The sequence below is a fragment of the Ochrobactrum soli genome (genome assembly GCF_003664555.1).
Lineage (GTDB): Bacteria > Pseudomonadota > Alphaproteobacteria > Rhizobiales > Rhizobiaceae > Brucella > Brucella teleogrylli.
In genome coordinates, this window is the sequence record NZ_RCHH01000007.1 from 151,747 (window position 1) to 177,709 (window position 25,963).

The following is a 25,963-nucleotide window of genomic DNA, read 5'->3' on the forward strand; positions in this document are numbered from 1 at the left end:
GAGCGGTTCCACGATTCCGTTTTAACCGGAACCGCTCTGGGAAAGCAGGGCTTGCGATCAGCCTTCCTTATGCTGTTGCGCGGCCAGTTCCTCGACGCTCATATCCGGCTCGTTGCGGGTCTTATAGAGCGAGTAGAGCACACCGCTTGCGAGAATGCCGAGCGTTACCACCAGCGACAGCAGTGTGTTGATATGAACACCCAGCGGCACGAGGAAAATCTTGATACCGATCAGCACCAGAATGATCGCCAGCGATACCTGAAGATAGCGGAAGCGGTTCATGGCGGCGGCGAGTGCGAAATAGAGCGCGCGCAGGCCGAGGACGGCGAAGATGTTCGAGGTGTAGACGATAAACGTATCCTGCGTGACGGCAAACACGGCAGGGACGGAGTCTACGGCAAAGATCAGATCGACGGTCTCAACCATGATCAGCGCGACCGCAAGCGGCGTTAGCCAGGTGACGAGCTTGCCGGTTTTCGGGTGCGGCTTCTTGACGGTGAAATGGCGCCCGTGCACCTCGCTGGTGATATTGAAGCGCTTGCGCAGGAACCGGAAAACCGCATTCTGCTCGATATCGGGCGTTTCATCCTGATGGCGGAACATCTTGAAGCCGGTGAAGACGAGGAAAGCGCCGAACAGGAACAGGATCCAATTGAACTCATGCACCAATGCCGCGCCCAGCCCGATCAGAACCGCGCGGAAGGCGATGACGCCCAGAATACCCCAGAACAGCACGCGGTGCTGATAAAGGCGCGGGATGGCGAGAAAGCCGAAAATCGTTGCGATGACGAACATATTGTCCATCGCAAGGCTCTGCTCGATCAGATAGCCGGTGTAGAATTCGAGGCCCGCCTGCGCGCCGCGTTCCCACCAGACCCAGCCGCCGAAAGCCAATGCGATGACGACATAGAAGCCGTAAAGGAGCAGGCTCTCCTTGGCTCCGATTTCATGTTCGTCGCGATGCAGAATACCAAGATCGAAAACCAGCAAACCCACGACGATCGTGATGAATGCCGCCCAGAAGTATACAGGTGTGCCGAGAAAATCGCCCGAAAGGGCTAAAATAAGCGAATCCATCGCCGGACCATCTCCATTTGAACAAGTGGAGCAGCCCCGACATCGCCATAGCGGAAAACCATGACCAGAGGGGCCCGGCGCTGCCTTCTTCAAATGTGTATGTTTTTGCCCGGTTCAAGGGTGGAGTGTAAAATTTTTGTGAGGGGGTGTGGCAGTCTGGAGCGGATTCCCGCTCCAGACAGATTTCGTTGCAATATCAATGTTGTGGCGCGGGCGTTTCTTCTGCGTCCGGTTCCTTGATGCGGAACCATGCCACATAGAGTGCTGGCAGGAACAGGAGGGTGATCGCCGTGCCAGCGATGATGCCGCCCATCATGGCATAGGCCATCGGCCCCCAGAACACTTCGCGGGCAATGGGGATCAGCGCAAGGCTTGCCGCCGCCGCCGTCAGTGCAATCGGGCGCATACGGTGCTGGCTGGCGATCATCACAGCATCCCAGGGCTTCATGCCTTCGGTGATATGTTCCTCGATCTGCACAATCAGGATGACGGAGTTTCGGATCAGAATGCCGATCAGCGCCAGCACGCCTAGAATGGCGACGAAACCAAGCGGTTTGCCGCTTGGCAGGAGTGCTGCAACCACGCCGATCAATCCAAGCGGCGCAACCGCCACCACGAGGAACAGGCGCTGGAAACTCTGCAACTGCAGCATCAGCACAGTCGCCATCACAAACAGCATCAGTGGAACGACGGCGGCAATCGGTCCCTGGCTCTTGCCGCTTTCCTCAACCGTGCCTGCGGTCTGAATATAGTAGCCAGCCGGTAGCTTGTCGGCGAAAGCATTGATCGCGGGGCCGAGGTCTTTCACGATCGTATCCGGCATGGTCTTGTCGATAATGCCTGCCGCGACCGTGATCGTCGGGATGCGCGAGCGGCGATAGATGACGGGCTGCTCAAGCTCGTAGCGGAAATTGGCGATGGAAGCGAGCGGCACCGAGGTGCCGTTGCCGGTCGCAATTTGCAGGCTCTGCAAGGTGTCGATGGAATCGCGTTCGTGCTTTTGCGCGCGCACGACGACATCGATCAGATAGATCGAATCCCTAACCTGCGTGATGGTGATGCCGCCGACGACACCGTTCAGCGTCGTAGCAATATCCTTGGATGAAATGCCAAGCTTGCGCGCCTTGTCCTGCATGACATCGACACGGATCACGCGGCCGGGCTCATTCCAGTTATAATTGACCACACCCAGTCTTTCATCGGCAGTCAGGATGCCAGCGAAATCCTGCGCCAGACCACGCAGTTTCTGAATGTCCGGGCCGGAAATGCGGTATTGCACGGGGCGTCCGACCGGCGGTCCAAGCTCCAGGAATTTCACATAGACGTCGGTGCCGACATAATCCTTGCGGAAGACCTCATCAAACTTGACCTTCAGGCGGTCTCGCGCTTCGACATCCTTGGCGACGACGACCATCTGGCCGAAATAGGGATTGTTCGGCTGCACGTCGAAGGAGAGGATGAACCGGATCGCGCTTTGCCCGACATAGGTGCTCCAATGCTCGATATCGGGATCGCCTTTTAGCATGGTTTCTTCGAAACGCTCCATCTGCGCCCGGGTTTCGGCGATGGAGCTGTTTTGCGGCAAGGTCCAGTCGAGAACCAGTTCCGGACGATCCGACTGCGGGAAGAACTGCTGTTCGATGAAGCGCATCCCGAAAACTGAAACCGCAAACAGAAGGACGGTTGTCACGATGGTCACCCAGCGATAGCGCATCGCCAGCAACAGCGCCCTGGAAAAGGCTTCAAAGAAGCGGCTGCGCTTTTCCGCATGGGGCTTCATTTTCTTGGGCAGGAATGTGACGCCCAGCAGCGGCGCAAACAGCACCGCGACAATCCACGACACCACCAGCGAAACGGCGATCACCACAAAGAGCGTATAAGTATATTCGCCCGCCTGACTGGAATTGAGGCCGATCGGGATGAAGCCCGCAATGGTTACAAGCGTGCCTGTCAGCATCGGAAAGGCCGTATGCGAATAGACGTAAGTGGCGGCCTTGTTGATCGGGTCGCCGAATTCCAGTCGCGCCACCATCATTTCGACGGCGATCATGGCATCATCGACCAAAAGGCCGAGCGCGATGATAAGCGCGCCGAGCGACACGCGTTGCAGTGAAATATCCAGAAGCGACATCGACAGGAAGGTGATCGCAAGCACGAGCGGGATCGATAGCGACACCACGAATCCGGCGCGCAAGCCAAGGCTGACAAAGCTGACGGCAAGCACGATGACCACGGCTTCGAACAGCGCGCTGGTAAAGCCGGACACGGCTTCCTTCACGACATGCGGCTGGTCGGCCACCTTGAACACCTTGACGCCGACAGGGAGTTCCGCCGTCACCTGCTGCATCATCTTGTCGAGCGCCGCGCCAAATTCCAGCAGATTTCCGTTCGGCTTCATACCGATGCCAAGCCCGATGGAATCCGCGCCATTGACGCGGAAGATGGATGTTGGCGGGTCGACATAGCCGCGCGTGATGGTGGCCACATCGGACAAGCGGAAGAACCGGTCATTGACGCGCAGATTGACCGCGCGCAGATCGGCTTCGGAATTGAACTGGCCGCTGACGCGGACACTGATCCGTTCCGGCCCGGCCTGAACGACGCCCGATGGCGTGATCGCGTTCTGGTCCTGCAAGGCCTGAAGCACGGCCTGCTGGTCGAGACCAAGTGCTGCGACCTGCCGCGTCGAAAATTCGAGATAGATCGCCTCGTCCTGCGCGCCGATCAGCTCGACCTTACCGGCATTGGGCAGCGTCAAAATCTTGGCGCGCACATCTTCCGCATAATCACGCAGCTGTCGCATGGACAGACCATCAGCGGTGAAGGCGAAGATATTCCCGAAAACATCGCCGAACTTGTCGTTATAATAAGGCCCATAAACGCCATCAGGCAGTTCCGGCTTGATATCGTCCAGCATATGCCGGACTTCATTCCAGGCGTCGGTGACCTGACGTTTACGCACCGTGTCCTTCAGGAAAACGAAGACGACAGACTGGCCCGCGGTCGTTACGCTGCGCGTATAATCGAGCGTATCGAGTTCCTCGAGCTTCTTCTCGATGCGATCCGTGACCTGATTGAGCGTTTCTTCCACGGAAGCGCCCGGCCAGTTGGCCTGCACCACCATCGTCTTGACGGTGAATTCCGGGTCTTCTTCGCGACCGAGATCGAGATAGGACACGAAGCCTGCGACCAGAAACACGAGCATGAAATACCAGACCAGCGATCTGTGGTTCAAAGCCCAGTCGGACAGATTGAATCCCTTTTTCACAGGCCAGTTCCTTTCTGGTCCAGACGGACTTTCTGTCCTTCTTTCAATTCATAGACGCCAGCAATCGCCACATAGCTGCCGACCTCGACACCACCGGCAACGAAATTGCCGCCCTGCCGCGCGATAACCTGAACATCGTGCAGCGAGACGGTCTGTTTGTCGGGATCGATAATCCAGATGCTTGTCTTGCCGTTGTCCTCGCGCAGGGCCTGGATCGGCAGGCGCACCACATCCTTCTCCGGCGTCGCCAAAGCGGCGCGGATGGTCGCCCCGAGACGGAAACCGTCGGGAGGATTGTCGAGGGCAATTCTGACCCGGCGGCTGCGGGTCTGCGCATCCGCCTGCGGCGCGACTTCCCGCACAGTGCCGGTTCCCGTCACCGACGGATCAGCCTGAAGCTGCACATTGAAGGCAGCACCCGGCGCGAAATACTGTGTCATGCTGTCGGGAATATCGACCACGGCTTCACGAATGTCCGGGCGCGCCACCGTCATCACTGCCTGACCGGCAGCGACCACTTGTCCAACCTCGGCATTGGTTGCCGAAATTACCCCGTCATAGTCGGGGCGCAACACGGCATAGCTGCGCTGGTCCTGCGCCTTTTTCAGCCCGGCCCGGGCCTTTTCCAGTCCTGCACTGGCGCTGTCGCGCGCCTGTCTGGCGGCATCATAATCGGCCTGCGAAACATTGTTGCCTTGCAGCAAAATGCGCTGCCGCTCCTCGCTGGCCGAGGCATTGGCATATTGCGCCTCGGCGCTCGCCAGATCGGCCTTCGCCGACTGGATCGCCAGATCAAGCGTCGACGGATCAAGCGTTGCGACGCTCTCACCCTTCTGCACCAGATCGCCCACCTGCACCGGACGGCTGATGATGCGCCCAAGCACGCGGAAGGCGAGATCGGTCGAATAGCGCGGCTCGATCGTACCGGCAAACCCCGCCTGCGTGGCCGGTCGCGGTTCAACAACCATGTAGAGAACCGGGCGAACGGGTTCGGCCTCCGCTTCGCTTTCATCGCTCTTGCCGCAGGCTGCGAGCGCAAGCGTGGTCATCAGCACAGCGGCGCGCATCAGGGGGAGGGCAATGGGCTTTCGGAATTCTCGCATCATTGCGCAACCGCCCCTTCCTGCGTCTGCATGATTTCGGTCGGCTCGCCCGACCGCAGCATCTGCGCGCCTTTCGTGACGATCAGTTCGCCGTCGTTCAAGCCGCCATCCACGATCACCCGTTCCTTTTCATAGGAAAGCACGGTGATTGGAACCAGCGTTGTAACATGGGTATCGTCAGCCACCCGCCAAACAGCGGGGCGTCCGGCGTCGGATGTCATGGCGCTCCATGGCAGGACGATGACTTGACGGCTATCCATATGCACTGTTCCGGTGACGGTCGCACCAAGCGCCATCTGTGGCGGGGTTTTGGCAATGCCAACCTTGACCCGGACCGTGCCGGTCTGCGCATCGACGACCGGAGAGATTTCGCGGATTTGTCCTTCTGCAACAATGGAAGCGTCCGACAGCAGCGCAATTGTCACGCCCATGCCGTCCTTGGCGTGGTTGACCAGCGTTTCCTGCACGTCGAAGACGGCATCGCGTGGTCCATCCTCGGCAATCGAAAACGCCGTCTGCGCGGCCTGTATCACCTGACCCGCTTCGATGTTGCGCGCCGTGACGACACCGGAAACCGGGGCGCGCAGTTCGGTGTAGGAAAGCTGGTCGCGCGCGTCGCTAAGCTGGCTTTCGGCGCTCGAAAGCGCGCTTTGCGCGGTTTGCAGGGTCTGGTTTGCCTGATCATAGGTGCTGCGGGTCGTGAAACCCTGCGCGAGAAGCGCCTTCTGGCGTTTGAAATTGGCGTCCGCCTGAACGAGCTGCGCCTGCGCGGCATCCTTCGAGGCCTGAGCAACACGCAGATTCGCCTGCTGTTCGGCATCGTCGATACGGGCGATCAACTCGCCTTTGTCGACATGCTGGCCGATCTCGGTCTTGCGCTCCACGACCTGCCCGCCAAGGCGAAATGAGGTGTTGACCAGCGAGCGGGCGGCAATCGCGCCGGAAAGCGTCAATCGGGGCTGATAATCGCTTGCCGCCACCTTCATCACGGCAACCGGAACCACATTGCGGGAATCGGCACGGGCCGGAGCGCCAAATGTTATTGCCGAAATGCAGAATGCAAAGGCAGCCGTGGTTCCGAATATGACGCTTCGTCCGGAGCGGAGGAAACGGTAGGAAGGTTTTGCAATCATTGAACGATCCCGGTGGTTCGCATCTGCGGGAGAATGCAATCAAACGGCTTTCAACGAAAGCTTATTTTTTACGTAGGCGTCAATTCAACCGGGTCCATAGCGCACTTTAAAATTGCGAAACTGTAATAGGGCTTGATATCGCCTTTGTTGACACCCGCGCGACCGGATTGCGTCACGAAACCGTCATGAGCCACTTCTAGTATTCCGTGCAATTGCGCGGAGTCGTCGCGGCTTCGGGTGTTATCTTCAGCTTATGGTGTGAACATGTTCGAGAGTAGCCATCTGGACCGTATCAAGGCGGAAATCGCCGACAGTTTCGATGAAGAGCTGGAAATGCAGATCGAGGAAGAGCGGCTTGACGCGCTGGTCGCCGAGGGCATGTCCGGCCCCGCCGAACAGACGCTTGAACGCCGCCTTTATTTCCGCGAGCTGTTTCGTCTCCAGCATGAGCTGGTGAAGCTTCAGGACTGGGTGCAGCACAAGAAGCTCAAAGTCGTCGTGCTGTTCGAAGGCCGCGATTCCGCTGGCAAGGGTGGCGCGATCAAGCGCGTGACGCAGCGTCTCAATCCGCGTGTCTGCCGCGTCGTCGCGCTGCCTGCTCCCACCGAACGCGAGCGCAATCAGTGGTATTTCCAGCGTTATGTGCCGCATCTGCCGACCGCTGGCGAAATGGTCCTGTTCGACCGCTCCTGGTATAATCGGGCCGGTGTCGAGCGGGTCATGGGCTTTTGCACGAAGGAGGAACTGGAAGAGTTTTTCCGCTCCGTTCCCGAATTTGAACGCATGCTGGTGCGTTCCGGGATCATTCTCATCAAATACTGGTTCTCGATCACCGACGAAGAGCAGGAATTCCGCTTCAACATGCGTATCCACGATCCGCTGAAGCAGTGGAAGCTTTCGCCGATGGACCTCGAAAGCCGCGTTCATTGGGAAGACTACACCAAGGCCAAGGAAGAGATGCTGCACCGCACCCATATTGCCGAAGCGCCATGGTGGGTTGTCGAGGCCGTCGACAAGAAAAAGGCGCGCCTCAATTGCATCGCCCATCTTCTGTCGCAGATCCCTTATGAGGATGTGCCGAAGTCGGCCATCCATCTGCCGGAACGCGTGCGCCATGACGATTATGTACGTCATCAGACCCCGTCCGAAATGTATGTGCCGGAAGTGTATTAGAGGCTCGATGCGGGGCCGCTTTGTTCCGGGTATTGGTACACGACATTGAACATTATTCACGGTTCGCTGAAGGAACATAGTACCGGTCTGGTGGGGGCCTATCACAAGCGCCCCGATCATGCGGTTGTGGAACTCAAGGCAGACGAAGTGGATGCTGCGCTGGCCGCTAATGACGGCTGGGTGTGGCTGCATGTCGATCTGGTCGATCAGCGGTCACAGGGCTGGCTCTCGGAGCGCTGTGCCTTGCCCGCGTCGGCGCGGGCAATATTGGAAGGGCATGACGATAGCCTGGTGCTCAGCCATGAGGCAGGAACGATCCATGGCGTCATCGCCGACATGCATCAGGACATGGAGCGCATGTCCACCACAATCGGCCGTCTGCATTTTGCGGTGATGGGTGGGCTTCTGGTAACCGGCAGGCGGCATCCTCTGGAAGCCGTAGACAGGGTGCGCCATTCCTTTGCCAGCGGTTTTTGCCCGGCAACGGCCTATGAATTATTTGAGGCGGTGGTTACGGCCTTCTGCAAGAACACCGCAATCAGGCTCAATGAGGCGAGCAAAATGCTCGATACTGTTGAGGATCGGTTGGTGACCGAGCGGTTGAATGATGAACGCAGGGATCTTAAGGAAGTGCGCAGACTGGCGGTCTCGCTGCATCGTCCGGTGGCCGGTATGGTGGCTTTGTTTGAAGAGGAAGACCGTCTGGACTGGACCTTGCCTGAGATGGGGCATGCCGCGTTGACGCGGCTTTCCATGCGGCTCGAGCGCCTCGACCGTGAAATCGTTATGGTCAATGATCGTGCGCGGTTGTTGCAGGAAGAGATTGCAGCGGAACTGGCGGATGATTCAAACCGCAGCCTCAAAGTGATGGCGGTGATGAGCGCATTGCTGTTGCCCGGCACGCTGATCGCCGGTATTTTCGGGATGAACACTGCCGGATTGCCCTTCACGGGCGACGGGTCCGGTTTCGGCTGGGCGATTGTTCTGGGTGTCGGTGCGACAGCGCTGTTTTACTGGCTTCTACGCAAGGCTGGTATCAGCTTGCGGCTTTGAACAGCGCTATCCCGAACAGGAGGCGCCGTTTCGAAGGGCCTCCTGTTGGAATATATTTTACTTCTGGGTGGGCGCCGTAGTTTCTGCGCTTGCCGTTGTTTGCGGCTTTTCCATTTTTGTTGACGATTGCGCATTGTGGTAAGTGCAGTCTGCCATCGCAGCCGTAACCGACAGAGCGAGGACAGCGGTCGTTACAAATACGACTTTCATATCTGTCTCCATTCAGTGTTAGTTTCGTGGGGCATTACACCGACAACTCTAGCAAATGCTGCCAGTCTTGTCTCATCACTTCATATTCTAGTGGATTGAATTTGACGTTTGAATCCCGGCTGACATAGATGCTGTTTCAAACGTCAAATTCGAAAAATCCACTAGATACATATACTTGCTAGTGGTCTTTTTGATTCCAACATTTGCTCAGCGCGTGAACCGAGGGATGCAAATGTTGGAATCAGACCACTAGTCTCTGGGCAGTTGCCGTGCGCCCCATTCGCTTTCGGGGATGGCGTGGCCGATGGCATAGCTGAAGGACTGGATCGACATGGCCTCCGCATTGACCTGACATTTGAAATCCACGCCATACCATTGGGCGCGGCTGCGAAAGGCGCCGTTGCTGACCGTCAGACCGTTGTTGGAAACCGAACCGCCCGCGCGCGCCAGCATGTCGGGAAAAGCGCCCGGCTGCTGGCGGCGGATCTGTTCAAGCGCCTCGATGCTGCAAATCTGGATAACGCGATCCGTCGGTGAGAGTTTGCCGAGCGCCTGTTTCACACGCGGGTCAGACAGGGCATCCTTGGAATAAAGCCTGCGCGCCTGTTTGAAGTTTTCAGCCTTTTGCTCCGAAACGGCCTTGGTGGCCGGCTTTGCCTGTTCCGGTTTGGGCTGGGGAACAGGCGGGTTCTGAACAGCAGGGGCTGCCGCCTCGTTCGCGTTCGCCGCAGTTGCGGATTGAGCCTGCAGCTCCACCGCTTCCTGTTCTTTGTCCTGCGGCTGCTCGTTCTTGGTTTCGGTTGTCGTGGGTGGAGCTTCGTCGGGCTTTTCGCTTGTTTCTGGTGCGGCGGGCGGAACGTCAGGTTGCTCCGGCGTCTCATCCTTCGGATCGTTGGAAGCGGACTCAAAGGCAAGCTTCTGGGCCTGCGCCTGTTGTTGCGCAGGAGCGGGCTTGTCCTGGTACTGTTTGGGCTTGTCCTCGGCGGGTGGCGGCGGGGGAACAAGCTCTACATTGACGCTCTGTTCTTGCGCGGTTGGCAGTTCCGGCAGGCGGACGAGCAGAACAATGGCCAGCAACAGATGCAGGACGATCGAGCTTGGAATACCCCAGCCGATTTCTGCAAACATTTTTCTGGCCAATTGCTGCATCGCTCAAACGATCATGGATATCCAACTACACCGGGCACTCTCACGTGCCGATGGTGATACCACATTGGAGCGCCAACAACAGGTGTCGGGCGGAACTATTCACTCAAGGCTCGATGCAGCGCATCATCGCCGAAGCTTATGCGGCCTCCAGTGCCTGCTCGCATCTAAGCAACATGCCGTAGAGATCGCGCGGTTCATCCGGGTCTGCCAGCATGTCGAGTTCGGCATAAAGGCCGGTCTCTTCCAGTTTGCTGAAGACATAGCGCAGGGCGGAAAAATCCTCGGTTGCAAAGCCGACGCTGTCGAACAGCGTGATGGCGCGATCCGATGTTCTGCCCGGCAGTTTACCGGTGATCACTTCCCACAATTCCTTGACCGGATAATCTTCCGGCAATTGCTGGATTTCACCTTCGATGCGGGTTTGCGGTGGATATTCGACAAAAATATCCGAGCGCAGGAGAATTTCCTTGTTCAGCTCGGTCTTGCCGGGGCAATCGCCGCCAACCGCATTGATATGCACGCCAGGTCCGACCATGTTGTCGCTCAAAATGGTGGCATATTGCTTGTCGGCGGTGACGGTGGTGATGATGTCCGCGCCCTCGACAGCCTCCTGCGACGACCCGCAGATGGTGACCGAAAATCCCTTGTCCGCTAGATTGGCCGCACAGCGCTCGCTCGCCGAACGGTCGATATCGAACAGACGCAGCGTGTCGATGCCGAGCAGAGCCTTGAAGGCCAGCGCCTGAAATTCGCTCTGCGCGCCGTTGCCGATGATCGTCAGCGTTTTGGAATCCGGTCGCGCCAGATGTTTGGCGGCCACTGCTGACGTGGCGGCGGTGCGCAGCGCGGTCAGAATGGTCATCTCTGTCAGGAGCAGCGGATAGCCGCTGTCCACATCGGAGAGTACGCCGAAGGCCGCAACCGTCTGACGGCCCGTCCGGTTGTTTTTTGGGTGGCCATTGACATATTTAAAGCCATAAAGCGTGCCGTCGCTGGTTGGCATCAGTTCAATGACACCTTCCTGCGAATGGGAGGCGACGCGCGCCGTCTTGTCGAACTGTTCCCAGCGACGAAAATCTTCTTCGACAATTGCCGCCAGTTCTTTGAGGAAGGTTTCGACACCAACAGTCAGAACCAGCTTCATCATGTGATCGACGCTGACAAAGGGAACGATATTCAGCTTTTCATTGGTCATGGGAGTGAACCTTTATTCAATGGGCGGACGCGCCCGATCAGCGGGCGCTGTTTCCAGCCTTCGCCGCGAGGAATTTTTCAGCGATCATCGAAACGATCTGCGGCAGAACCTCGAAGGCGTAAGGCGCGTGGACGCGCTCCAGCTTCTGGTGGAACTCGCGACCCCATGGGCCGATATTGACCACCGGGAAACGCAGCGCATTGGCGGCTGGATGATCGACGAGCCGCGACACCGGCGTGTTCTGGGACACGATATCCTGTCCAAGCGTTGCCTGACCGAGAAAGCTCATATCGGAAATGCCCTGGAAATGGGGCTTCCAGACCAGGCTCTGGTCGGGGAAGTCCGCAAAGACCTTGATCGTCTCGTCGATGGCCTCTCTGAAAAGGCGGTCATTGGTTTTGGTGTCGTCAAGATGGCTTGCCGGATAGTGCAGCCCGGCAAAGCCGACGACAATCGCCGGTCCGGCAAGGTGCGCAACACCCACCAGCCATTCGGTCAGCTGGCGGCTGACGGAAAGCGGATTGTCGATGCCGGAAAGGCGCTGTTCCTGTTCGTCATAGAGACGTTCGAAGTCGTTGCCTGCGATCTGTGCTGCCATGGCGCGCAGCTCTGTGAATGTCAAAAGCTTCGGCGCTGGGGGGGTTGCTCCGGCGCGCTTGCCGACCAGCTTGCCATAGGCTTCGGCCTGCGCGGTAAAGCGTGCAACCGCATCAACGGCGCCGGTGCGCACTTCATCCTGAAAGCGCTTGAAGAGCTCTTCCGCAGTCATGCCATGATAGAGCCAGTTGAGCGCGATCCAGAAACGTTCAGGCGTCGTGACTTCATAGCCGTCGCGCAAATCCTTTGCCTCAAGGCAGATGGGCGGCGGGGAAATATCGTTGTCGTCGCGGTCGGCCAGATCGGCATTGCCTTCGAAGCGCGTGAGAATACCAGCCGCCATGGCCTGTGCGCTGACGCCTTCATAAGGGTAGCTGGCGTGGGAGCTGCAACCGATGACAAGCGCGAAAGGCAGGAGCTTGCCGATGGTTCCGGCATAGACGGCGCGGCCTTCGCTGCCATCGCCCTGATCGGACGTTACATCAAGATTGATAGCCGACGAAATATCGAGATCGAAGTCCCGCGCAATCTCCGGCAGCGCATTGCGCATCGACCGCATCCCACGGCTTTCGCGCTCTTCGTCCGGTGTTACGATCAGGACCAGATTGCCGCTGCGGTCGGGATCGGTCGCAAAACGCTCAAGGCAGGCAATACCGGCAGCGATGCCGCTTTTCATGTCCAGAAGGCCACGGCCCGGCAGGAAGTCGCCGCTCAGAAGATCTTCCAAAGCGCGCTCTTCCTGGGCTGAGCGCGCGCGCTTGCCAAGGTCCTTGATCAGCGCGTCTTTCAGGTTGAGGCTGTCGCAGGAAAGCGATTTCAACTCGTGATAATTGTCGGTCGCAACCGTGTCGAAGTGGCCAGCGAGAACCACCGTGTCACGGCCCTTGCCGCGAACCAGCGCCACCACATTATGGGTCAGCGGATCGCCATGGCTGGCAACCGTGCGGATATTGGCCGGGTTCTCCTGGAAATAAGGAATTTCCTTGAGCAATTCGACGAAGCGACCAGAGAATTCCGCTTCACCGGGCGTGCCCGTTTCGCTACGCCAACTGACCATGCGAAGAGCCAGCTCTTCGACATGCTGCGCATCGATATGGTTGTGCGCCATCGTTACGGCGTTTTGCGCGCCGTTTGAAATATTCGCAGTCATTGAGTAGTCTCCGTAATTTAGAGCGCATCCCGAAAAGTGTGAAACGGTTTTCGGAAAAGATGCGCGTTAAAACAAAGAATTAGAGCGCCGATCTGATCCAATCAGATCGAAACGCGCTCTAGTGCGAAAGATGCTTTCGCAGGAAAGCGCGGGTCCGTTCCTCTTTCGGATTGGACAACATCTGGTCCGGCGGACCCTGCTCGACCACCACGCCGCCATCCATGAACATCACATGGTCGGATACTTCAGCGGCGAAGCGCATTTCGTGGGTCACGATCAGCATGGTCATGTGCTCTCTGGCGAGCTGCTTCATCACCTGATTAACCTCTTCCACCAGCTCGGGATCGAGCGCCGATGTGGCCTCGTCGAACAGCATCACCTTGGGCTGCATGGCGAGCGCGCGCGCAATCGCCACGCGCTGCTTCTGGCCGCCGGAAAGGCGCGCCGGATAGGCATTGCCCTTGTCCACCAGCCCGACCTTCGCCAACAGCGTGTTGGCGCGGTCCAGCGCTTCGGCGCGGGGCAGATGCTTGAGCCGCATCGGACCGATCATGATGTTCTGCAGCACGGTCAGGTGCGGAAACAGGTTAAACTGCTGGAACACCATGCCCATTTCCTGACGGATATGGTTGATGTGCTTTTCGAAGGCATGGCCCTTGAGCGGCTTGTTGACCTGATTGCCATCAAGCCAGATTTCTCCGCCCGAGGTTTCTTCCAGCATGTTGATGGAGCGCAGAAGCGTGCTTTTTCCCGACCCGCTGGGGCCGATGATGGATACGATCTTGCCGCGCGGAACCGTCAGGTCGATGCCCTTGAGAACCTCGTGGTTGCCATAGGATTTCCTGATCTGGCGCAATTCGATCATGGGTGTCTGAGTGTTCATCGGATAGCTTCCGCTTTCTTGGCCGCTTTGCTCAATGCCCATTCCATCAGAAGATTGACGGCATAATAGAGCACGGCGGCGACGAAATAGAATTCGAAGGGTCGATAGGTTTCGCTGATGGTGCGCTGTGCGTTCAGAACCAGTTCCGTGATGCCGAGGACGGACAGCACCGCTGTATCCTTGAGCAGGATGATGCTGTTATTGCCCACCTGCGGCAGCGCGGTCAGGATCGCCTGCGGAATGATGAAATAGCGCAGCGACATGCCCCGGCTGAAGCCCAGCGAACGGGCGGCTTCCATCTGCCCGGCGTCCACAGCTTGCAGCGAAGCGCGGAAAATATCGGCGTTATAGGCGGCATAATGCATGCCAAGGCCGAACACGCCGGTCCAGAAGGCCGGAACCATGATGCCGATCTGCGACAGGCCATAATAGAGAAGATAGAGCTGGAGCAGCAGTGGCGTGCCCATGAAGAGGAACACGATGCCGCGCACCGGTAGGCTGACGATTTTTGGTCCGTGCAATGTCACCAGAGCGATGACGACGCCCAGCACCACGCTGATGACACCGGCCAGAACGGTGATCAGCACCGTCCAGAGCAGGCCGATGAAGAGCAGTTCCAGATAGGAGGGAACGACCGTGAAATCGAGGCTCATGCTTCGGCCCTCCGATCTCGGTTGAAGAAGGTTTCCATGCCGCGAACGATCATCGAAATGACGGCAATGATGACGATGTAGGCGATGCCCGCGATCGTGAAGACTTCGAAGGGCTTATAGGTCGAGGTCACGAAACGCTGCGCGGAATAGGTCAGTTCCACCACGCCGATTGTTGAGACAAGTGCTGTACTCTTGGTCAGGATGATCGTGTTGACGCCGAGCGAACGGATCATCAGGGGTGCTGCCTGCGGCAGAATGAAAAGCCGCATGGTGTTGAAGCGTCCAAAGCCGATGCTGCGGGCCGCTTCGTTCTGGCCCTTGTCCACGGCCAGAATGGCGCCGCGTATGCCTTCCGACATATAGGCTCCGATGTTGAAGCCCATGGTGATCACGCCAGCCATAAACGGGCTGAATTCCAGACCGAACTGAGGGCCGCCGAAGAAGACCAGAAAAAGCTGCACCAGCAGCGGCGTGCCGCGCATGATGCTGACATAGCCCGTGGCGAACCAGCGGAACGGCTTGAAGCGCGAAAAGCGGGCAATAACCAGAACGGTTGCAACGACCAGACCGATCAGAAGCGATACGACTGTCAGCTGGACGGTGACCCAGCCAGACTGAACAATGAAGGGAAAAATCCGCTCGATAAGTGCGATATCCATCCTTCAACCTTTCTTCCCCATCGGTGGCTCGTGGAGATGGGCCACCGAATGGCCGGAGGAACCGCGCCGCTGTTCGCCCAAAGGGTGGTGGGCAGAAGCGAACAGTACCAGATTTGGGGGATCAATTTCGAAGATGGGTTGCTTGTCACAACCCATCTTCCGGAGAGGGAAGATTAGCGGATATCCGCGCCAATCCACTTTTCGGAAATGGCCTTGTAGGTGCCGTCGGCCATCATGTCGTCCAGAGCCTTCTGCATGGCGGCAGCCAGTTCCGGATTGTTCTTGCGTACGGCGATGCCGATGTCGTAGCGGGGCAGTTGGTCATCCTTGACCTGCTTGATCGGCGCATTGCTCTTGGTGATGGCAACCAGAACCGGTACGTCGTCGGCGACAACGGCATCGATACGGCCAGAGCCCAGATCAAGCAGCATTTCCGGCAGGCCCTTATAGGTGCGAACGTCGTATTTGCCCTGTTCGCGGACCCATTTTTCGGAGGTTTCGCCGAGCGTCACGCCGATGGTCTTGCCTTCAAATTCCTTGAGCGAGGTGGCAGCGTCGTCCTTGCGGACGAACAGCGCCAGACCCGAGCGATAGTAAGGGCCGACAAAGGCAATTGCCTTCTTGCGTTCTTCGGTGATGCCCATCGAACCGACAATGGTGTCGTAGCGACCGGTCACCAGACCAGCGATGATGCCGTCCCAGGCGGTCGTGACGATTTCTGGCTCGGCCTTCAGGCGGCGCGCGATTTCAGAGCCGATATCGACGTCGAAACCGACGACCTTGTTGGATTCATCCACAAAGCTGAAAGGAGGAAAAACGCCGGACAGGGCAATCGACATTTTGCCTGCCTTCTGGATCTTTTCCAGATCGTCGGCCTTGGCCGCGTTCATGGAAAAGGTGAGACCGAGCGCCAGAAGCGCCGTGGAGAAAAATTTCGCGGTATTCATGTAGGTCAGTTCCCCATTTGAAGCCCCGGACGCCGGGACCGTGAAATCGCCGTTTGCATGCGCTTGTTTTCGTGACCTTGTGACCGGTCCAAGCCGGGATTGGTCATGGGTTTCCATCGCGATCAACGTCTGGAAACCACCTGGGCAATCCCCTTGCAGAAAATGAATATCTGCAATCAGATTGACAAAAAAGAATATAAAGTGATTATTTTTATAAATTACTGCCGATATAGGTAGTCGCACTTACTAAAAAGAAAGAGGGGGTCATGGACGAGCTTGACAAGAGACTGATCACGGAATTGCGCATCAATGGACGCGCATCGGTGCCGCAACTGGCCGAGCTTCTTGGCGTGGCGCGCGCAACAGCCCAGAAGCGGCTCGACCGCATGGTGGCCAATGGCGACATCAAGGGCTTTACGGTCCGTGTGCGCGACGATATCGGCAAGGACCAGATCAGGGCTTTCATGCTGATCGAAATGTCAGGCTCTTCGCTCAAAGCCACGATCAGCGCCATCAAGCGCGTGCCGGGGCTGACGGGTCTGTTCAACACCAATGGCATGTGGGACGTGATTGCCGAGCTGGAAGTGGCGACGATTTCGGAACTCAACGAGGTGATCTCGACGATCCGCTCGCTTCAGGGCGTCAGCAAAAGCGAGACCAATATCATGCTTGGCCCCGCCTGACGCTGCGTGCTCATTCGCCGTCGAGCCGATCGGCGACCAGATCGGCATAGACCAGATAGCGAAGCGGTCCGGGCGTGATTGCATCGAAGGGATAGCATGTCGCAAGAACGAGGTGTTTTCCCGTGGCCTGCGGGTCGATGGGCGCTTCGTCCCAACGGGCCACAGCCATATGGGTCGTGCGATAGGTCACGATCTTTCCGTCACGGCGCGTGATGCGGATCAAATCGTTCGGCTCGACATTTTTCAGGAAAGCGAAATGGGTATCGCGATGGGCGGCATAGACCGCCGTGCCCTGATCTCCCGCTTCCGGCGTATTATCGAGGTGTCCGGGCCCGAAGGCGAGTGCCTGACCGCTCGCGCCTTTCAGCGCAATCGCTGCGGTTTCCAGTCGCGGCACTTCGATGCGCGCCACCGGCCATGTGTCGGCCCAGCTCCACGGCTTGACAGGCGCCCCCGTCTCCACACTCTGCGTGAAAGCGCGCTCCAGCAGGATTTGTGCGGCAAAGGCCTTGGCGTGAATCCAGAAGCCCTGTCCGGCGAGGACCAGACCGCCTGTGATCAGAACGCAGGCGAGAAGTGTCGAGAGGGAGCGCGCAAGCGCGCGCCCCTTCAGGATGGTCTGACGATTACTCATGGCTGCCTGCCTTTTCACGACGCGTGAACCAGAAGAGAAGGGCACCGATCAGCACGGCCAGCAAACCTTGCAGCATGAGAAGCGTTGCAGGTGTCGCCGTTTGCGGCAGTGGAAGACTCGGAACGGGTAGGGTCGGAGCGATCTCCTCAGCTTTACTGTCGACGCCACTCCAGTCGGCGTTTTCGCTGTCGGTTGGCTGTCCGGCATTCGCGTCGCGCGTGGCGCTGATGCCGAGCAATGTGCGATAGTCCCAGCCAGCGGGCAGATGCAGCGGAATATCGGCCTTGGTCAGCGGTATATTGGCGGCGCGTGATGGCGTGACATCCACGGCGATGAGACTGGTCAGGCGCGTCACCAGATGGTGATCGAGCGCAAGCCGCAGGATACGGGCGTCGGCGGCATCCTGATTGATCTCGCCAAGCGTGGCAGCGACTTCGGCATCGTCAATCTTGCGGCGCGCCCAGATTTTGGAAATGCCTTCCGCGTGACTTGCCTGATCAAGCGGCAGTGTCACGGTCCAGGGGTGGTCACCGACCATGCCGCTGACGGTCAGTTCGCCGGTCGCCTTGCCCATGCGGGCGGCAATGACAAGCGGCTCGCCGCGATAAAGATCAGGCAGCAATGTCGGCGTGAGGCTGACATTCTTTTCGGTAAACGCGGCGCGGATGTCAGTTACGGCTGGGTTTTCCAGCTTGTCGAACAGGGCACGCATGCGCTCGTCGACTTCCGCTGCCGAACCGATATGGGTGAAGCTCCCGCGACCAAGCTCGGCGGCGCGGTTCACCAGATAGCTGTTCGGGGCTGAACCAATGCCGACCATGAAGATGCGCGAGCGTCCGCGCCGGGCGGCGATTGTATCGAGTAGCTCCAATTCGTTGCTCACTTCGCCATCGGTCAGGAAAACGATCTGGCGCAAGCCCTTGCTCTGATGGCTGTCATCGAGGGCGGCGTGCAGCGGCGGCAGCATTTCCGTGCCGCCAGCGGCTTCAAGCTGGCCGACAAAGCTGCGCGCAGCGGCGACATTTTCGCCGGTTGCGGCAACGCTGTCCGGGAAAAATTTGGTCATTGTGTCATCGAAGCGGATGACGTTGAAATGGTCGTTCGGTTCCAGTCGCGACAGGGCATAATCGAGGCTGGCTTTTGCTTGCACCATGGAGGTGCCGCCCATTGAACCGGAATTGTCGATCACGAAGACAATCTCGCGACCGGTCTTCCTGGCCGGCGCCAGAACCGGCGGCGTGACATAGGCAAGCACAAAGTCTTCCTTGCCGACCCGTTCGCGAAACAGACCGACAGTTGGCGTGTTGCTCGCCGCAGCGCTCCATTCAAGCACGAAGTCGCGGTCGGCAATTGCGTCGCCTTGCAGTGTGATCTGGCGCGCGTCGCCATTCAGCCGGTCGATCTTGACGGGATGGTAGAGGCTTTTCAGTCCATCGACCGGGAACCCCGCATCCAGCTTGATTGCAAGCGTGACCGGGTTGGTCCGTGCACTGTCCGGTCCGATCAGTGCCGTATCGATCGGTGCAGCCTGAGTGTTCTGTGTCGTGCTGGCGGCGGATTGTCCCCAGCCACCATTCAGCTTGGCGCGCTGGTCGATTGCGGCCTTGTCCTGCGGATTATAGCGCGGGGCAACGACCAGCGGCACGCGCAGCGAAAAGCGATTATCGGCCAGACGCACTGCCTGCTGATATTCGATCTGTACAACGACCTTCTCATGCGGACCGATATTGGCGACGGCATTGGTGAAGACATTGAACCGCTGCTGTTCCACGAGTGCGGTTTTTTTGCCTTCGCTGCGGGCCTTCTCATAGATGGCGCGTGCGGCCTGCTTTCCCTTGATATCGGCCACGACGACGCGATTGCCGATGATCAGCTTCAGCGAATGAACGGCGCTGTCTTCAGGCAACGGAAACACATAGAGCGCCTCGACCCAGCCATCGGTGGGGTTTTCGAAAGCCTGTGTGAGACGCGCCCGCGCCGTCGGTCCGCTGACAGTGATATCCACATCGGTGGCGAGCCGCGGGGCCTCGACATATTGCCCGGCCTGTTCGGTCTGCATCAGCAGGCTGCCCGATTCCATTTCATTGGGCGATACGAAAGCGGAGGTTTCCGCACGCGCCTGCAAGGGGTGAAGCAGGGCAAGTATCACGCCGAGCGCGGGAAGCAAAATTGCATTCCCGAACCAGAGAAACTGGCAGAACCGGACGAGAAAATTTCTCCGGTTCCTTTGATGTGAAACAGTGATTGCGGTGTGCATGACGGGCTCCCTTTCCGTAATGGATGAACTGGAGCGATTGTCTGAAACGCGCTGTTGCCTCGCCAGCGTCAGCTTTGACCTCTTTCGTCCGCATCTTGCCGCAAAGCGTCTTGCCGCTGGCGGATATGTGTGGAATTGTGAAAGAAAGTACGCAATCAGGACATTGGCGCATGGTCCACGGGGACCCTTATCTGTCGGAAAATCAAAGCAGTAGCGTTGCGGCCCGGGTTCGCGAGGAAATCGCGCGGCGGCGTATTTCGCGCCAGCGACTCGCGGACGACGCGCGGATCAGCCTTTCAACGCTAGAAAAGGCGCTATCGGGGCATCGTCCTTTCACGCTCGCCACCATCATCCGGCTGGAACAGGCAATGGGTGTGGCCCTGCGCGAACCGGGCGCGGCGCAGGCGCCCAAGGCAGGCGACACCATCGAGCGCCCTGTTGCGAGCGGCACAGGCAGCGGCCATGCGCCGGAGGAGCTGGGTGCCTATTCGCGGCCCGCCGTTGCGTGGCTAGAGGGAACCTATCTGACCCTGCGTCCGTCCTTTGGCGATGCGGATGCGATCTTCGCCTATTGCACGGAAATCGTCTGGGATGACGAGGGAACGCGGCTGCGGTTCCGGGAACGGGAGCGCACCGATGCGTCTTTCTCCCAGCATGGCTCGGTATCTGTGCCGCATCGGTCGGGGCATATCTATCTTGTCACCAACACATCCGGGCAATATCGGATGGTGGTTCTGTCGCGACCCAGCATTACGGGCGAGATGTTCGGCCTGCTGACGACGTTGCGGGCGGGGCAGGGCGCGCAGCTGACGCCGGTTTCGACGCCGCTGGTGCTTTTGCCGCTATCTGCCTTTGAGGAACCCTCCTTCGGGCGTATCGCCAGGGACGGCGATCATTATGGCGCTTATTCGGCCCTGTTGGGCAAGGTGCTGGATGAGAATTATGCAGCCTTCATCGGCTGACACTCTATTCGCTTGAACGCCCCTCCGTCTTGTGCCAGCATTCAGGCGGAGGAGGATGGTCATGGTGTCGACACTGTCGCACATCAAGGAGATTGAGCGCGTCGCCATGGGCGGGGCCTCGGATCGTGATCGCCCTGTCATTCAATCCTGGTTGCGCTGCCTCAATGATTATCGGCTTAATCCCGCCCAGACGCAGGAAGCCTATATCGTGCCCGACACATTGCTGCGGGAACATCGCGAGCAGTCGGAAGAGCTCATCCGCATCGGGCGTACCGGCCTCGAAGCGCTTTTCAGACAAGTCGCCGATCAAAGCTACGTCCTGCTGCTGTCGGATGCGCGCGGCGTTACAGTCGAGTTCATGGGCGACCCCACTTTCGACAATCAGCTGCGCAAGGCGGGGCTTTATCTCGGATCGGAATGGTCGGAAGACAGGGCGGGAACCTGCGCCGTCGGGGCCTGCATGGTTTCAGGCAAGCCCGTCATCATCCATCAGGACGATCATTTCGACGCCTGCCATATCGGCCTGACCTGCACGGCGGCGCCCATTTTCGATACGTTCGGCGATCTGTCGGCGGTGCTCGATATTTCGCAACTGCGCTCGCCGACCGCGAAGGCCAGCCAGCAGCTGGCGCTGCATCTGGTTGCTTCCACTGCGCGGCGGATCGAGCTTGCGAATCTCATGACCCGGGCGCGCGAGGATTGGGTTTTGCGTCTGGCGCGACTGCCAGATTTTCTGGACGTCGATCCCGATGCCGCGATGACGATTGATGGCAACGGCGTAATCACCGGCATGACACATGGCGGTTTCGGCTCTGTTGCGCGCGGCATGAATCTGAGCACGGTCTCGACGAAGGACTTCATCGGGAAACCCATCTCCAGCGTCTTCGATATCGATATCGATCAGCTTCCGGCCCTGATGCGCGGACGCCCCAATGGCGAGCGTCTGCTCCGGGCGCGCAACGGTCTGGCGCTTTTTGCAAGCGCCATTGCGCCGGTCAGCAGTTTCCGTGCGCCTGCGACCAGCAGCATATCGGTGCGGCTGCCTGGGGCGCTGCGCCAGTTGAGTTTCGGCGACCCGGCCATGGAGGCGCTGCAGGCCCGCGCCGCCAAACTGGCGGATCGCCGTCTGCCGATCCTCATCAAAGGCGAAACCGGCAGCGGCAAGGAATATCTGGCGCGCGCCATCCATGATAGCACCGCCAAGCCCGGTCCGTTTATCGCGGTCAATTGCGCGGCAATACCCGAACAGCTGATCGAATCCGAATTGTTCGGCTATGTCCCCGGCGCTTTCACCGGCGCAATGCAGAAGGGGAAGACCGGGCTTATCGAAGCGGCCAATGGTGGCACGCTGTTTCTGGACGAGATTGGCGACATGCCACTCGCTCTTCAAAGCCGGTTGCTGCGGGTTCTTTCGGAAAACGAAATTCAGCCAGTCGGCGCGCTGAAACCGAAGCCGGTCAGGTTCCGGCTTTTGTCGGCATCGCATCGCGATCTGGCGGCGCTTGCTGCCGAGGGCCGTTTTCGCGAAGATTTGCTCTATCGGCTCAATGCCGCGACGCTGACCCTGCCGCCGCTGCGACAGAGACAGGATTTCGACAGCCTCGTTGATCACCTTCTGCGCCGTATCGGCGAAGAAGAGGGCGAGACAATCACGCTTGACCGCGCTGCGCGAAAGGCGCTTGCAGCCTATGGCTGGCCGGGCAATCTGCGCGAGCTGGACAATACGTTGCGTGTTGCAGCGGCGGTTGCAACAGACGCCACAATCACCACCGATTGCCTGCCCGAACATTTCCAGACTGTGACCGCGGCGGACAATGACCGTTCCGATCAGCAGGTTTTGCGCCGTCAACTTGACGAGTGCGGCAACAATATTTCCGCGCTGGCCCGAAAACTGGGTGTCAATCGTTCCACGATCCACCGCCGCCTGAAGCCCACACATTAATGCTGCAACAGGTGCAACACCTGTTGCACGATAGCTGTTGCATCATTTGCGGCTGCAATGCTTCTTCTGAATAAAATAATGCAAAAACAATAGCTTGGCGATTGCAAGCCATCTGGCACGCCGTTTGCTCATCCTTCTCCGACGGGCCTTGGGAGAAGTCCGCTATCCACATCCACGGGAGGAAATTGCAATGCTTGAGAAAACACCGACAGTCCGCGTACAGGCCTTTCTCGACAAGTTCGGCGCAGCACTGGAAGGCGGGCGGATCGATGAAGCGGTTTCGATGTTTGCCGATGATTGCTACTGGCGCGATCTGGTTGCCTTCACTTGGAACATCAAGACCGTGGAAGGGCATGATCAGGTGCGCGACATGCTGCAATCCCAATTGCAGCTGGTGAAGCCAACCAAATGGCTCGTCGCCTCTGGTGAAACAGCGACGGAAGCCGATGGCGTCACCGAAAGCTGGATATCCTTCGAGACGGAAGTTGCGCGCGGCTACGGTCTCATTCGCCTGAAGGGTGGCAAGATATGGACCCTTCTCACCGTCATGTCGGAATTGAAGGGGCATGAGGAAAAATCAGGCTTCACCCGTCCGCTGGGCGCGAAGCATGGTCACGACCTTGGCGCCAAGACATGGAAGGAAGAACGTGAGGAGGAAGCCCGCACGCTCGGCTATGAAAAACAGCCCTATGTGCTGGTGATCGGCGGCGGACAGGGCGGTATTGCGCTCGGCGCGCGCCTGCGGCAGCTCGGCGTGCCGACGATCATCGTCGAACGCAACGAACGACCGGGCGATTCATGGCGCAAGCGCTACAAGTCGCTCTGCCTGCATGACCCCGTCTGGTACGACCATCTGCCCTATATCGACTTTCCGAAAAACTGGCCGGTTTTTGCGCCCAAGGACAAGATTGGCGACTGGCTGGAATTCTATACCAAGGTGATGGAGCTGAATTACTGGACGCGCTCCACCGTCAAGTCGGCGAAATGGAACGAAGACGAGAAGGAATGGTCGGTCGTCGTAGACCGCGACGGCGAGGAAGTCATCCTGCGTCCAAAGCAACTGGTCTTCGCAACCGGCATGTCGGGCAAGGCGAATATTCCAAACGTCAAGGGACAGGATCGCTTCAAGGGCGAACAGCAGCATTCATCCCGCCATCCCGGGCCGGATGGTTACAAGGGCAAAAAGGTCGTCGTCATCGGGTCGAACAATTCGGCGCATGATATTTGCGCAGCCCTTTGCGAGGCGGGTGTCGATGTCACCATGGTGCAGCGGTCATCGACGCATATTGTGCGCTCGGAGCCGCTGATGAAACACGGGCTCGGCGCGCTTTATTCGGAAGAGGCGGTGCAAAATGGCGTCACGACGGCCAAGGCCGATCTGATCTTCGCCTCGCTGCCTTATCGTATCATGCATGAGTTTCAAAAGCCCATCTATGACAAGATCCGCGAGATCGATGCTGATTTCTATGCCGCGCTTGAAAAGGCTGGTTTCCAGCTGGATTTCGGCTCGGACGGTTCGGGCCTGTTCCTCAAATATCTGCGGCGCGGCTCCGGCTATTATATCGATATCGGCGCTTCGCAGCTCATCATCGACGGCAAGATCAAGCTCGCTTCAGGGCAGATAGAGGAGATTACCGAAAACTCCGTGCGGCTTGCCAATGGAACCGAACTGCCTGCCGATCTGATCGTCTATGCGACGGGCTACGGTTCGATGAACGGCTGGGTCGCGGATATCATCGATCAGGAAACGGCGGACAAGGTCGGCAAGGTCTGGGGTCTCGGGTCGGAAACGCCGAAGGACCCCGGCCCGTGGGAAGGCGAACAGCGCAATATGTGGAAGCCGACGCAGCAGGAGGCGCTGTGGTTCCACGGCGGCAACCTGCATCAGTCGCGGCATTATTCGCAATATTTGTCGCTGCAGCTGAAAGCCCGCATGGAGGGCATCGATACGCCGGTCTATGAACTGCAGACCGTGCATCATTTGCGATAAAGCGATTGCGGTTTTCACGGATTAAAAAATTGGCCGGGGTTTGTGCCCCGGCCAATCCGTTTGTGTGATGCCTGCCTAAAAATTAAGCGGCAAGCGCTTCGTCTTCCGAAGTCGGAACTTCAGAAATGGTCTTCAGCACCTGGGAGGCAATCTGGTATGGGCAGCCCTGCGAGTTCGGGCGGCGATCTTCGAGGTAGCCTTTATAGCCGTTCTTGACGAAGGCATGCGGCACGCGGATCGAAGCGCCACGGTCGGCAACGCCGTAGGAGAACTTGTCCAGCGGAGCCGTTTCATGCTTGCCCGTCAGTCGCAGATGGTTGTCGGGTCCGTAGACGTCGATATGTTCCTGCAGGTTCTTGTCGAACTGGGCCATCAGGGCTTCGAAATAATCCTTGCCGCCAACTTCGCGCATGAACTTGGTCGAGAAGTTGCAATGCATGCCCGAGCCGTTCCAGTCGGTGTCGCCCAGCGGCTTGCAATGGAATTCGATGTCGATTTCATACTGTTCGCAAAGGCGAAGCAGGAGATAGCGCGCCATCCAGATCTGGTCTGCTGCGGTCTTGGAACCCTTGCCGAAAATCTGGAATTCCCACTGGCCCTTGGCCACTTCGGCATTGATGCCTTCGTGGTTGATGCCGGCGGCCAGGCAGAGGTCAAGATGTTCCTCGACGATCTTGCGGGCGATCGGACCGACATTGCTGGAGCCGACGCCGCAGTAATATGGGCCCTGCGGTGCGGGGAAACCATGCTCAGGGAAGCCGAGCGGACGACCGTTCTGATAGAAGAAATATTCCTGTTCGAAGCCAAACCATGCGTCGTCGTCGTCAAGAACGGTTGCGCGGTTGTTCGATGGGTGCGGCGTGACGCCATCCGGCATCATGACTTCGCACATGACGAGAGCGCCGTTCGTGCGGGCTGGATCGGGATAGACCGCGACCGGCTTCAAAACGCAATCGGAGCTGCGGCCTTCGGCCTGCATCGTCGACGAACCGTCGAAACCCCAGAGCGGCAGTTGCTCGAGCGTCGGGAACGCATCGAATTCCTTCACCTGTGTCTTGCCACGCAGGTTGGGTGTCGGAGTGTAACCGTCAAGCCAAATGTACTCGAGCTTATACTTTGTCATCGCCTAGTCTCTTTTATGACGGGTATTGAACCAACGCAGTAGGGCAGCCAACCGTCAATATGCTCTTCCCTGCTTATGTAAAATAAGAAAGCAAGTGTCATGCCAGTTTCGTAAAATGTATG

At 58.4% G+C, this 25,963-nt stretch carries 20 protein-coding genes; 6 read left to right on the forward strand and 14 right to left on the reverse strand.

All coding sequences use genetic code 11. From position 1 onward, the window contains the following. Positions 1–57: 57 nt before the first annotated feature. From D8666_RS14245 to D8666_RS14260, 4 genes are all read right to left on the reverse strand, one after another. On the reverse strand, positions 58–1,077 hold the full coding sequence (locus D8666_RS14245) for a TerC family protein (RefSeq protein WP_109366863.1): 1,020 nt from the start codon (positions 1,075–1,077) through the stop codon (positions 58–60). Between the two features lie 196 nt (positions 1,078–1,273). Further along, on the reverse strand, positions 1,274–4,345 hold the full coding sequence (locus D8666_RS14250; RefSeq protein ID WP_121538424.1) for an efflux RND transporter permease subunit: 3,072 nt from the start codon (positions 4,343–4,345) through the stop codon (positions 1,274–1,276). Continuing rightward, positions 4,342–5,412, reverse strand: coding sequence for an efflux RND transporter periplasmic adaptor subunit (locus tag D8666_RS14255; protein WP_235858973.1), 1,071 nt, complete (start codon positions 5,410–5,412; stop codon positions 4,342–4,344). Before D8666_RS14255 ends, D8666_RS14250 begins: the two co-directional genes overlap by 4 nt. 35 nt (positions 5,413–5,447) lie before the next feature. Beyond that, a complete protein-coding gene (locus D8666_RS14260; RefSeq protein WP_109366865.1) occupies positions 5,448–6,581 on the reverse strand; it encodes an efflux RND transporter periplasmic adaptor subunit in 1,134 nt (377 codons plus the stop codon). A 264-nt stretch (positions 6,582–6,845) separates the two neighbouring features. Here D8666_RS14260 and ppk2 point away from each other — a divergent pair, with 264 nt between their 5' ends. Together ppk2 and D8666_RS14270 are read left to right on the forward strand one after the other, a co-directional pair. Continuing rightward, positions 6,846–7,754 carry a polyphosphate kinase 2 gene (ppk2, locus tag D8666_RS14265; RefSeq protein ID WP_109367940.1) on the forward strand — a complete coding sequence of 303 codons (909 nt, stop codon included), beginning with the start codon at positions 6,846–6,848 and terminating at the stop codon, positions 7,752–7,754. A gap of 45 nt (positions 7,755–7,799) precedes the next feature. Beyond that, positions 7,800–8,807 carry a CorA family divalent cation transporter gene (locus D8666_RS14270; RefSeq protein WP_109366866.1) on the forward strand — a complete coding sequence of 336 codons (1,008 nt, stop codon included), beginning with the start codon at positions 7,800–7,802 and terminating at the stop codon, positions 8,805–8,807. 459 nt (positions 8,808–9,266) lie between these two features. On the opposite strand, the gene D8666_RS14280 is transcribed toward D8666_RS14270, so the two are convergent. From D8666_RS14280 to D8666_RS14310, 7 genes are all read right to left on the reverse strand, one after another. Continuing rightward, entirely contained in the window at positions 9,267–10,145 is an 879-nt protein-coding gene (locus D8666_RS14280; protein WP_235858968.1) for a DUF930 domain-containing protein, read from the reverse strand. Between the two features lie 157 nt (positions 10,146–10,302). Continuing rightward, positions 10,303–11,361 (reverse strand): ornithine cyclodeaminase, encoded by a 1,059-nt coding sequence (ocd, locus tag D8666_RS14285; protein WP_109366868.1) that lies wholly within the window; start codon positions 11,359–11,361, stop codon positions 10,303–10,305. 37 nt (positions 11,362–11,398) lie between these two features. After that, complete coding sequence (locus D8666_RS14290; RefSeq protein WP_167836093.1) at positions 11,399–13,096, reverse strand: M20/M25/M40 family metallo-hydrolase; 1,698 nt, start codon at positions 13,094–13,096, stop codon at positions 11,399–11,401. Positions 13,097–13,226: 130 nt separating this feature from the next. Beyond that, positions 13,227–13,991, reverse strand: a complete 765-nt coding sequence (locus tag D8666_RS14295; RefSeq protein WP_109366870.1) for an amino acid ABC transporter ATP-binding protein — start codon at positions 13,989–13,991, stop codon at positions 13,227–13,229. Further along, positions 13,988–14,644 carry an amino acid ABC transporter permease gene (locus D8666_RS14300; protein ID WP_121538430.1) on the reverse strand — a complete coding sequence of 219 codons (657 nt, stop codon included), beginning with the start codon at positions 14,642–14,644 and terminating at the stop codon, positions 13,988–13,990. The genes D8666_RS14295 and D8666_RS14300 overlap by 4 nt, the downstream gene beginning before the upstream one ends. Beyond that, entirely contained in the window at positions 14,641–15,303 is a 663-nt protein-coding gene (locus tag D8666_RS14305) for an amino acid ABC transporter permease (RefSeq protein ID WP_121538432.1), read from the reverse strand. The genes D8666_RS14300 and D8666_RS14305 overlap by 4 nt, the downstream gene beginning before the upstream one ends. Positions 15,304–15,476: 173 nt before the next feature. Then, a complete protein-coding gene (locus tag D8666_RS14310; protein ID WP_109366873.1) occupies positions 15,477–16,250 on the reverse strand; it encodes a transporter substrate-binding domain-containing protein in 774 nt (257 codons plus the stop codon). Positions 16,251–16,516: 266 nt separating this feature from the next. Between D8666_RS14310 and D8666_RS14315 the strand changes: the two genes are divergently transcribed. Continuing rightward, positions 16,517–16,933 carry an Lrp/AsnC family transcriptional regulator gene (locus D8666_RS14315; protein ID WP_109366874.1) on the forward strand — a complete coding sequence of 139 codons (417 nt, stop codon included), beginning with the start codon at positions 16,517–16,519 and terminating at the stop codon, positions 16,931–16,933. 10 nt (positions 16,934–16,943) lie between these two features. Here the strand turns inward: D8666_RS14315 and D8666_RS14320 are convergent, their stop codons facing one another. Then, positions 16,944–17,567: a class GN sortase gene (locus D8666_RS14320; RefSeq protein ID WP_109366875.1), complete on the reverse strand. Its 624-nt coding sequence runs from the start codon at positions 17,565–17,567 to the stop codon at positions 16,944–16,946. After that, complete coding sequence (locus D8666_RS14325) at positions 17,560–19,734, reverse strand: marine proteobacterial sortase target protein (RefSeq protein ID WP_235858969.1); 2,175 nt, start codon at positions 19,732–19,734, stop codon at positions 17,560–17,562. Before D8666_RS14325 ends, D8666_RS14320 begins: the two co-directional genes overlap by 8 nt. Positions 19,735–19,994: 260 nt before the next feature. Between D8666_RS14325 and D8666_RS14330 the strand changes: the two genes are divergently transcribed. From D8666_RS14330 to D8666_RS14340, 3 genes are all read left to right on the forward strand, one after another. After that, positions 19,995–20,786 (forward strand): helix-turn-helix domain-containing protein, encoded by a 792-nt coding sequence (locus D8666_RS14330; RefSeq protein WP_121538436.1) that lies wholly within the window; start codon positions 19,995–19,997, stop codon positions 20,784–20,786. A 61-nt stretch (positions 20,787–20,847) separates the two neighbouring features. Beyond that, positions 20,848–22,728, forward strand: coding sequence for a sigma-54-dependent Fis family transcriptional regulator (locus tag D8666_RS14335; protein WP_121538438.1), 1,881 nt, complete (start codon positions 20,848–20,850; stop codon positions 22,726–22,728). Positions 22,729–22,918: 190 nt separating this feature from the next. Next, complete coding sequence (locus D8666_RS14340; protein WP_109366879.1) at positions 22,919–24,718, forward strand: NAD(P)/FAD-dependent oxidoreductase; 1,800 nt, start codon at positions 22,919–22,921, stop codon at positions 24,716–24,718. An 82-nt stretch (positions 24,719–24,800) separates the two neighbouring features. Here the strand turns inward: D8666_RS14340 and D8666_RS14345 are convergent, their stop codons facing one another. After that, positions 24,801–25,841, reverse strand: coding sequence for a glutamine synthetase beta-grasp domain-containing protein (locus D8666_RS14345; RefSeq protein WP_109366880.1), 1,041 nt, complete (start codon positions 25,839–25,841; stop codon positions 24,801–24,803). Positions 25,842–25,963: the final 122 nt, after the last annotated feature.

Coding starts and splice junctions, on each gene's coding strand:
- D8666_RS14245 (WP_109366863.1), bottom strand. CDS start 1,077: ATGGATTCGCTTATTTTAGCCCTTTCGGGCGATTTTCTCGGCACACCT.
- D8666_RS14255 (WP_235858973.1), bottom strand. CDS start 5,412: ATGCGCGCCGCTGTGCTGATGACCACGCTTGCGCTCGCAGCCTGCGGC.
- D8666_RS14260 (WP_109366865.1), bottom strand. CDS start 6,581: ATGATTGCAAAACCTTCCTACCGTTTCCTCCGCTCCGGACGAAGCGTC.
- ppk2 (WP_109367940.1), top strand. CDS start 6,846: ATGTTCGAGAGTAGCCATCTGGACCGTATCAAGGCGGAAATCGCCGAC.
- D8666_RS14280 (WP_235858968.1), bottom strand. CDS start 10,145: ATGTTTGCAGAAATCGGCTGGGGTATTCCAAGCTCGATCGTCCTGCAT.
- ocd (WP_109366868.1), bottom strand. CDS start 11,361: ATGACCAATGAAAAGCTGAATATCGTTCCCTTTGTCAGCGTCGATCAC.
- D8666_RS14295 (WP_109366870.1), bottom strand. CDS start 13,991: ATGAACACTCAGACACCCATGATCGAATTGCGCCAGATCAGGAAATCC.
- D8666_RS14300 (WP_121538430.1), bottom strand. CDS start 14,644: ATGAGCCTCGATTTCACGGTCGTTCCCTCCTATCTGGAACTGCTCTTC.
- D8666_RS14305 (WP_121538432.1), bottom strand. CDS start 15,303: ATGGATATCGCACTTATCGAGCGGATTTTTCCCTTCATTGTTCAGTCT.
- D8666_RS14310 (WP_109366873.1), bottom strand. CDS start 16,250: ATGAATACCGCGAAATTTTTCTCCACGGCGCTTCTGGCGCTCGGTCTC.
- D8666_RS14315 (WP_109366874.1), top strand. CDS start 16,517: ATGGACGAGCTTGACAAGAGACTGATCACGGAATTGCGCATCAATGGA.
- D8666_RS14320 (WP_109366875.1), bottom strand. CDS start 17,567: ATGAGTAATCGTCAGACCATCCTGAAGGGGCGCGCGCTTGCGCGCTCC.
- D8666_RS14330 (WP_121538436.1), top strand. CDS start 19,995: ATGGTCCACGGGGACCCTTATCTGTCGGAAAATCAAAGCAGTAGCGTT.
- D8666_RS14335 (WP_121538438.1), top strand. CDS start 20,848: ATGGTGTCGACACTGTCGCACATCAAGGAGATTGAGCGCGTCGCCATG.
- D8666_RS14340 (WP_109366879.1), top strand. CDS start 22,919: ATGCTTGAGAAAACACCGACAGTCCGCGTACAGGCCTTTCTCGACAAG.
- D8666_RS14345 (WP_109366880.1), bottom strand. CDS start 25,841: ATGACAAAGTATAAGCTCGAGTACATTTGGCTTGACGGTTACACTCCG.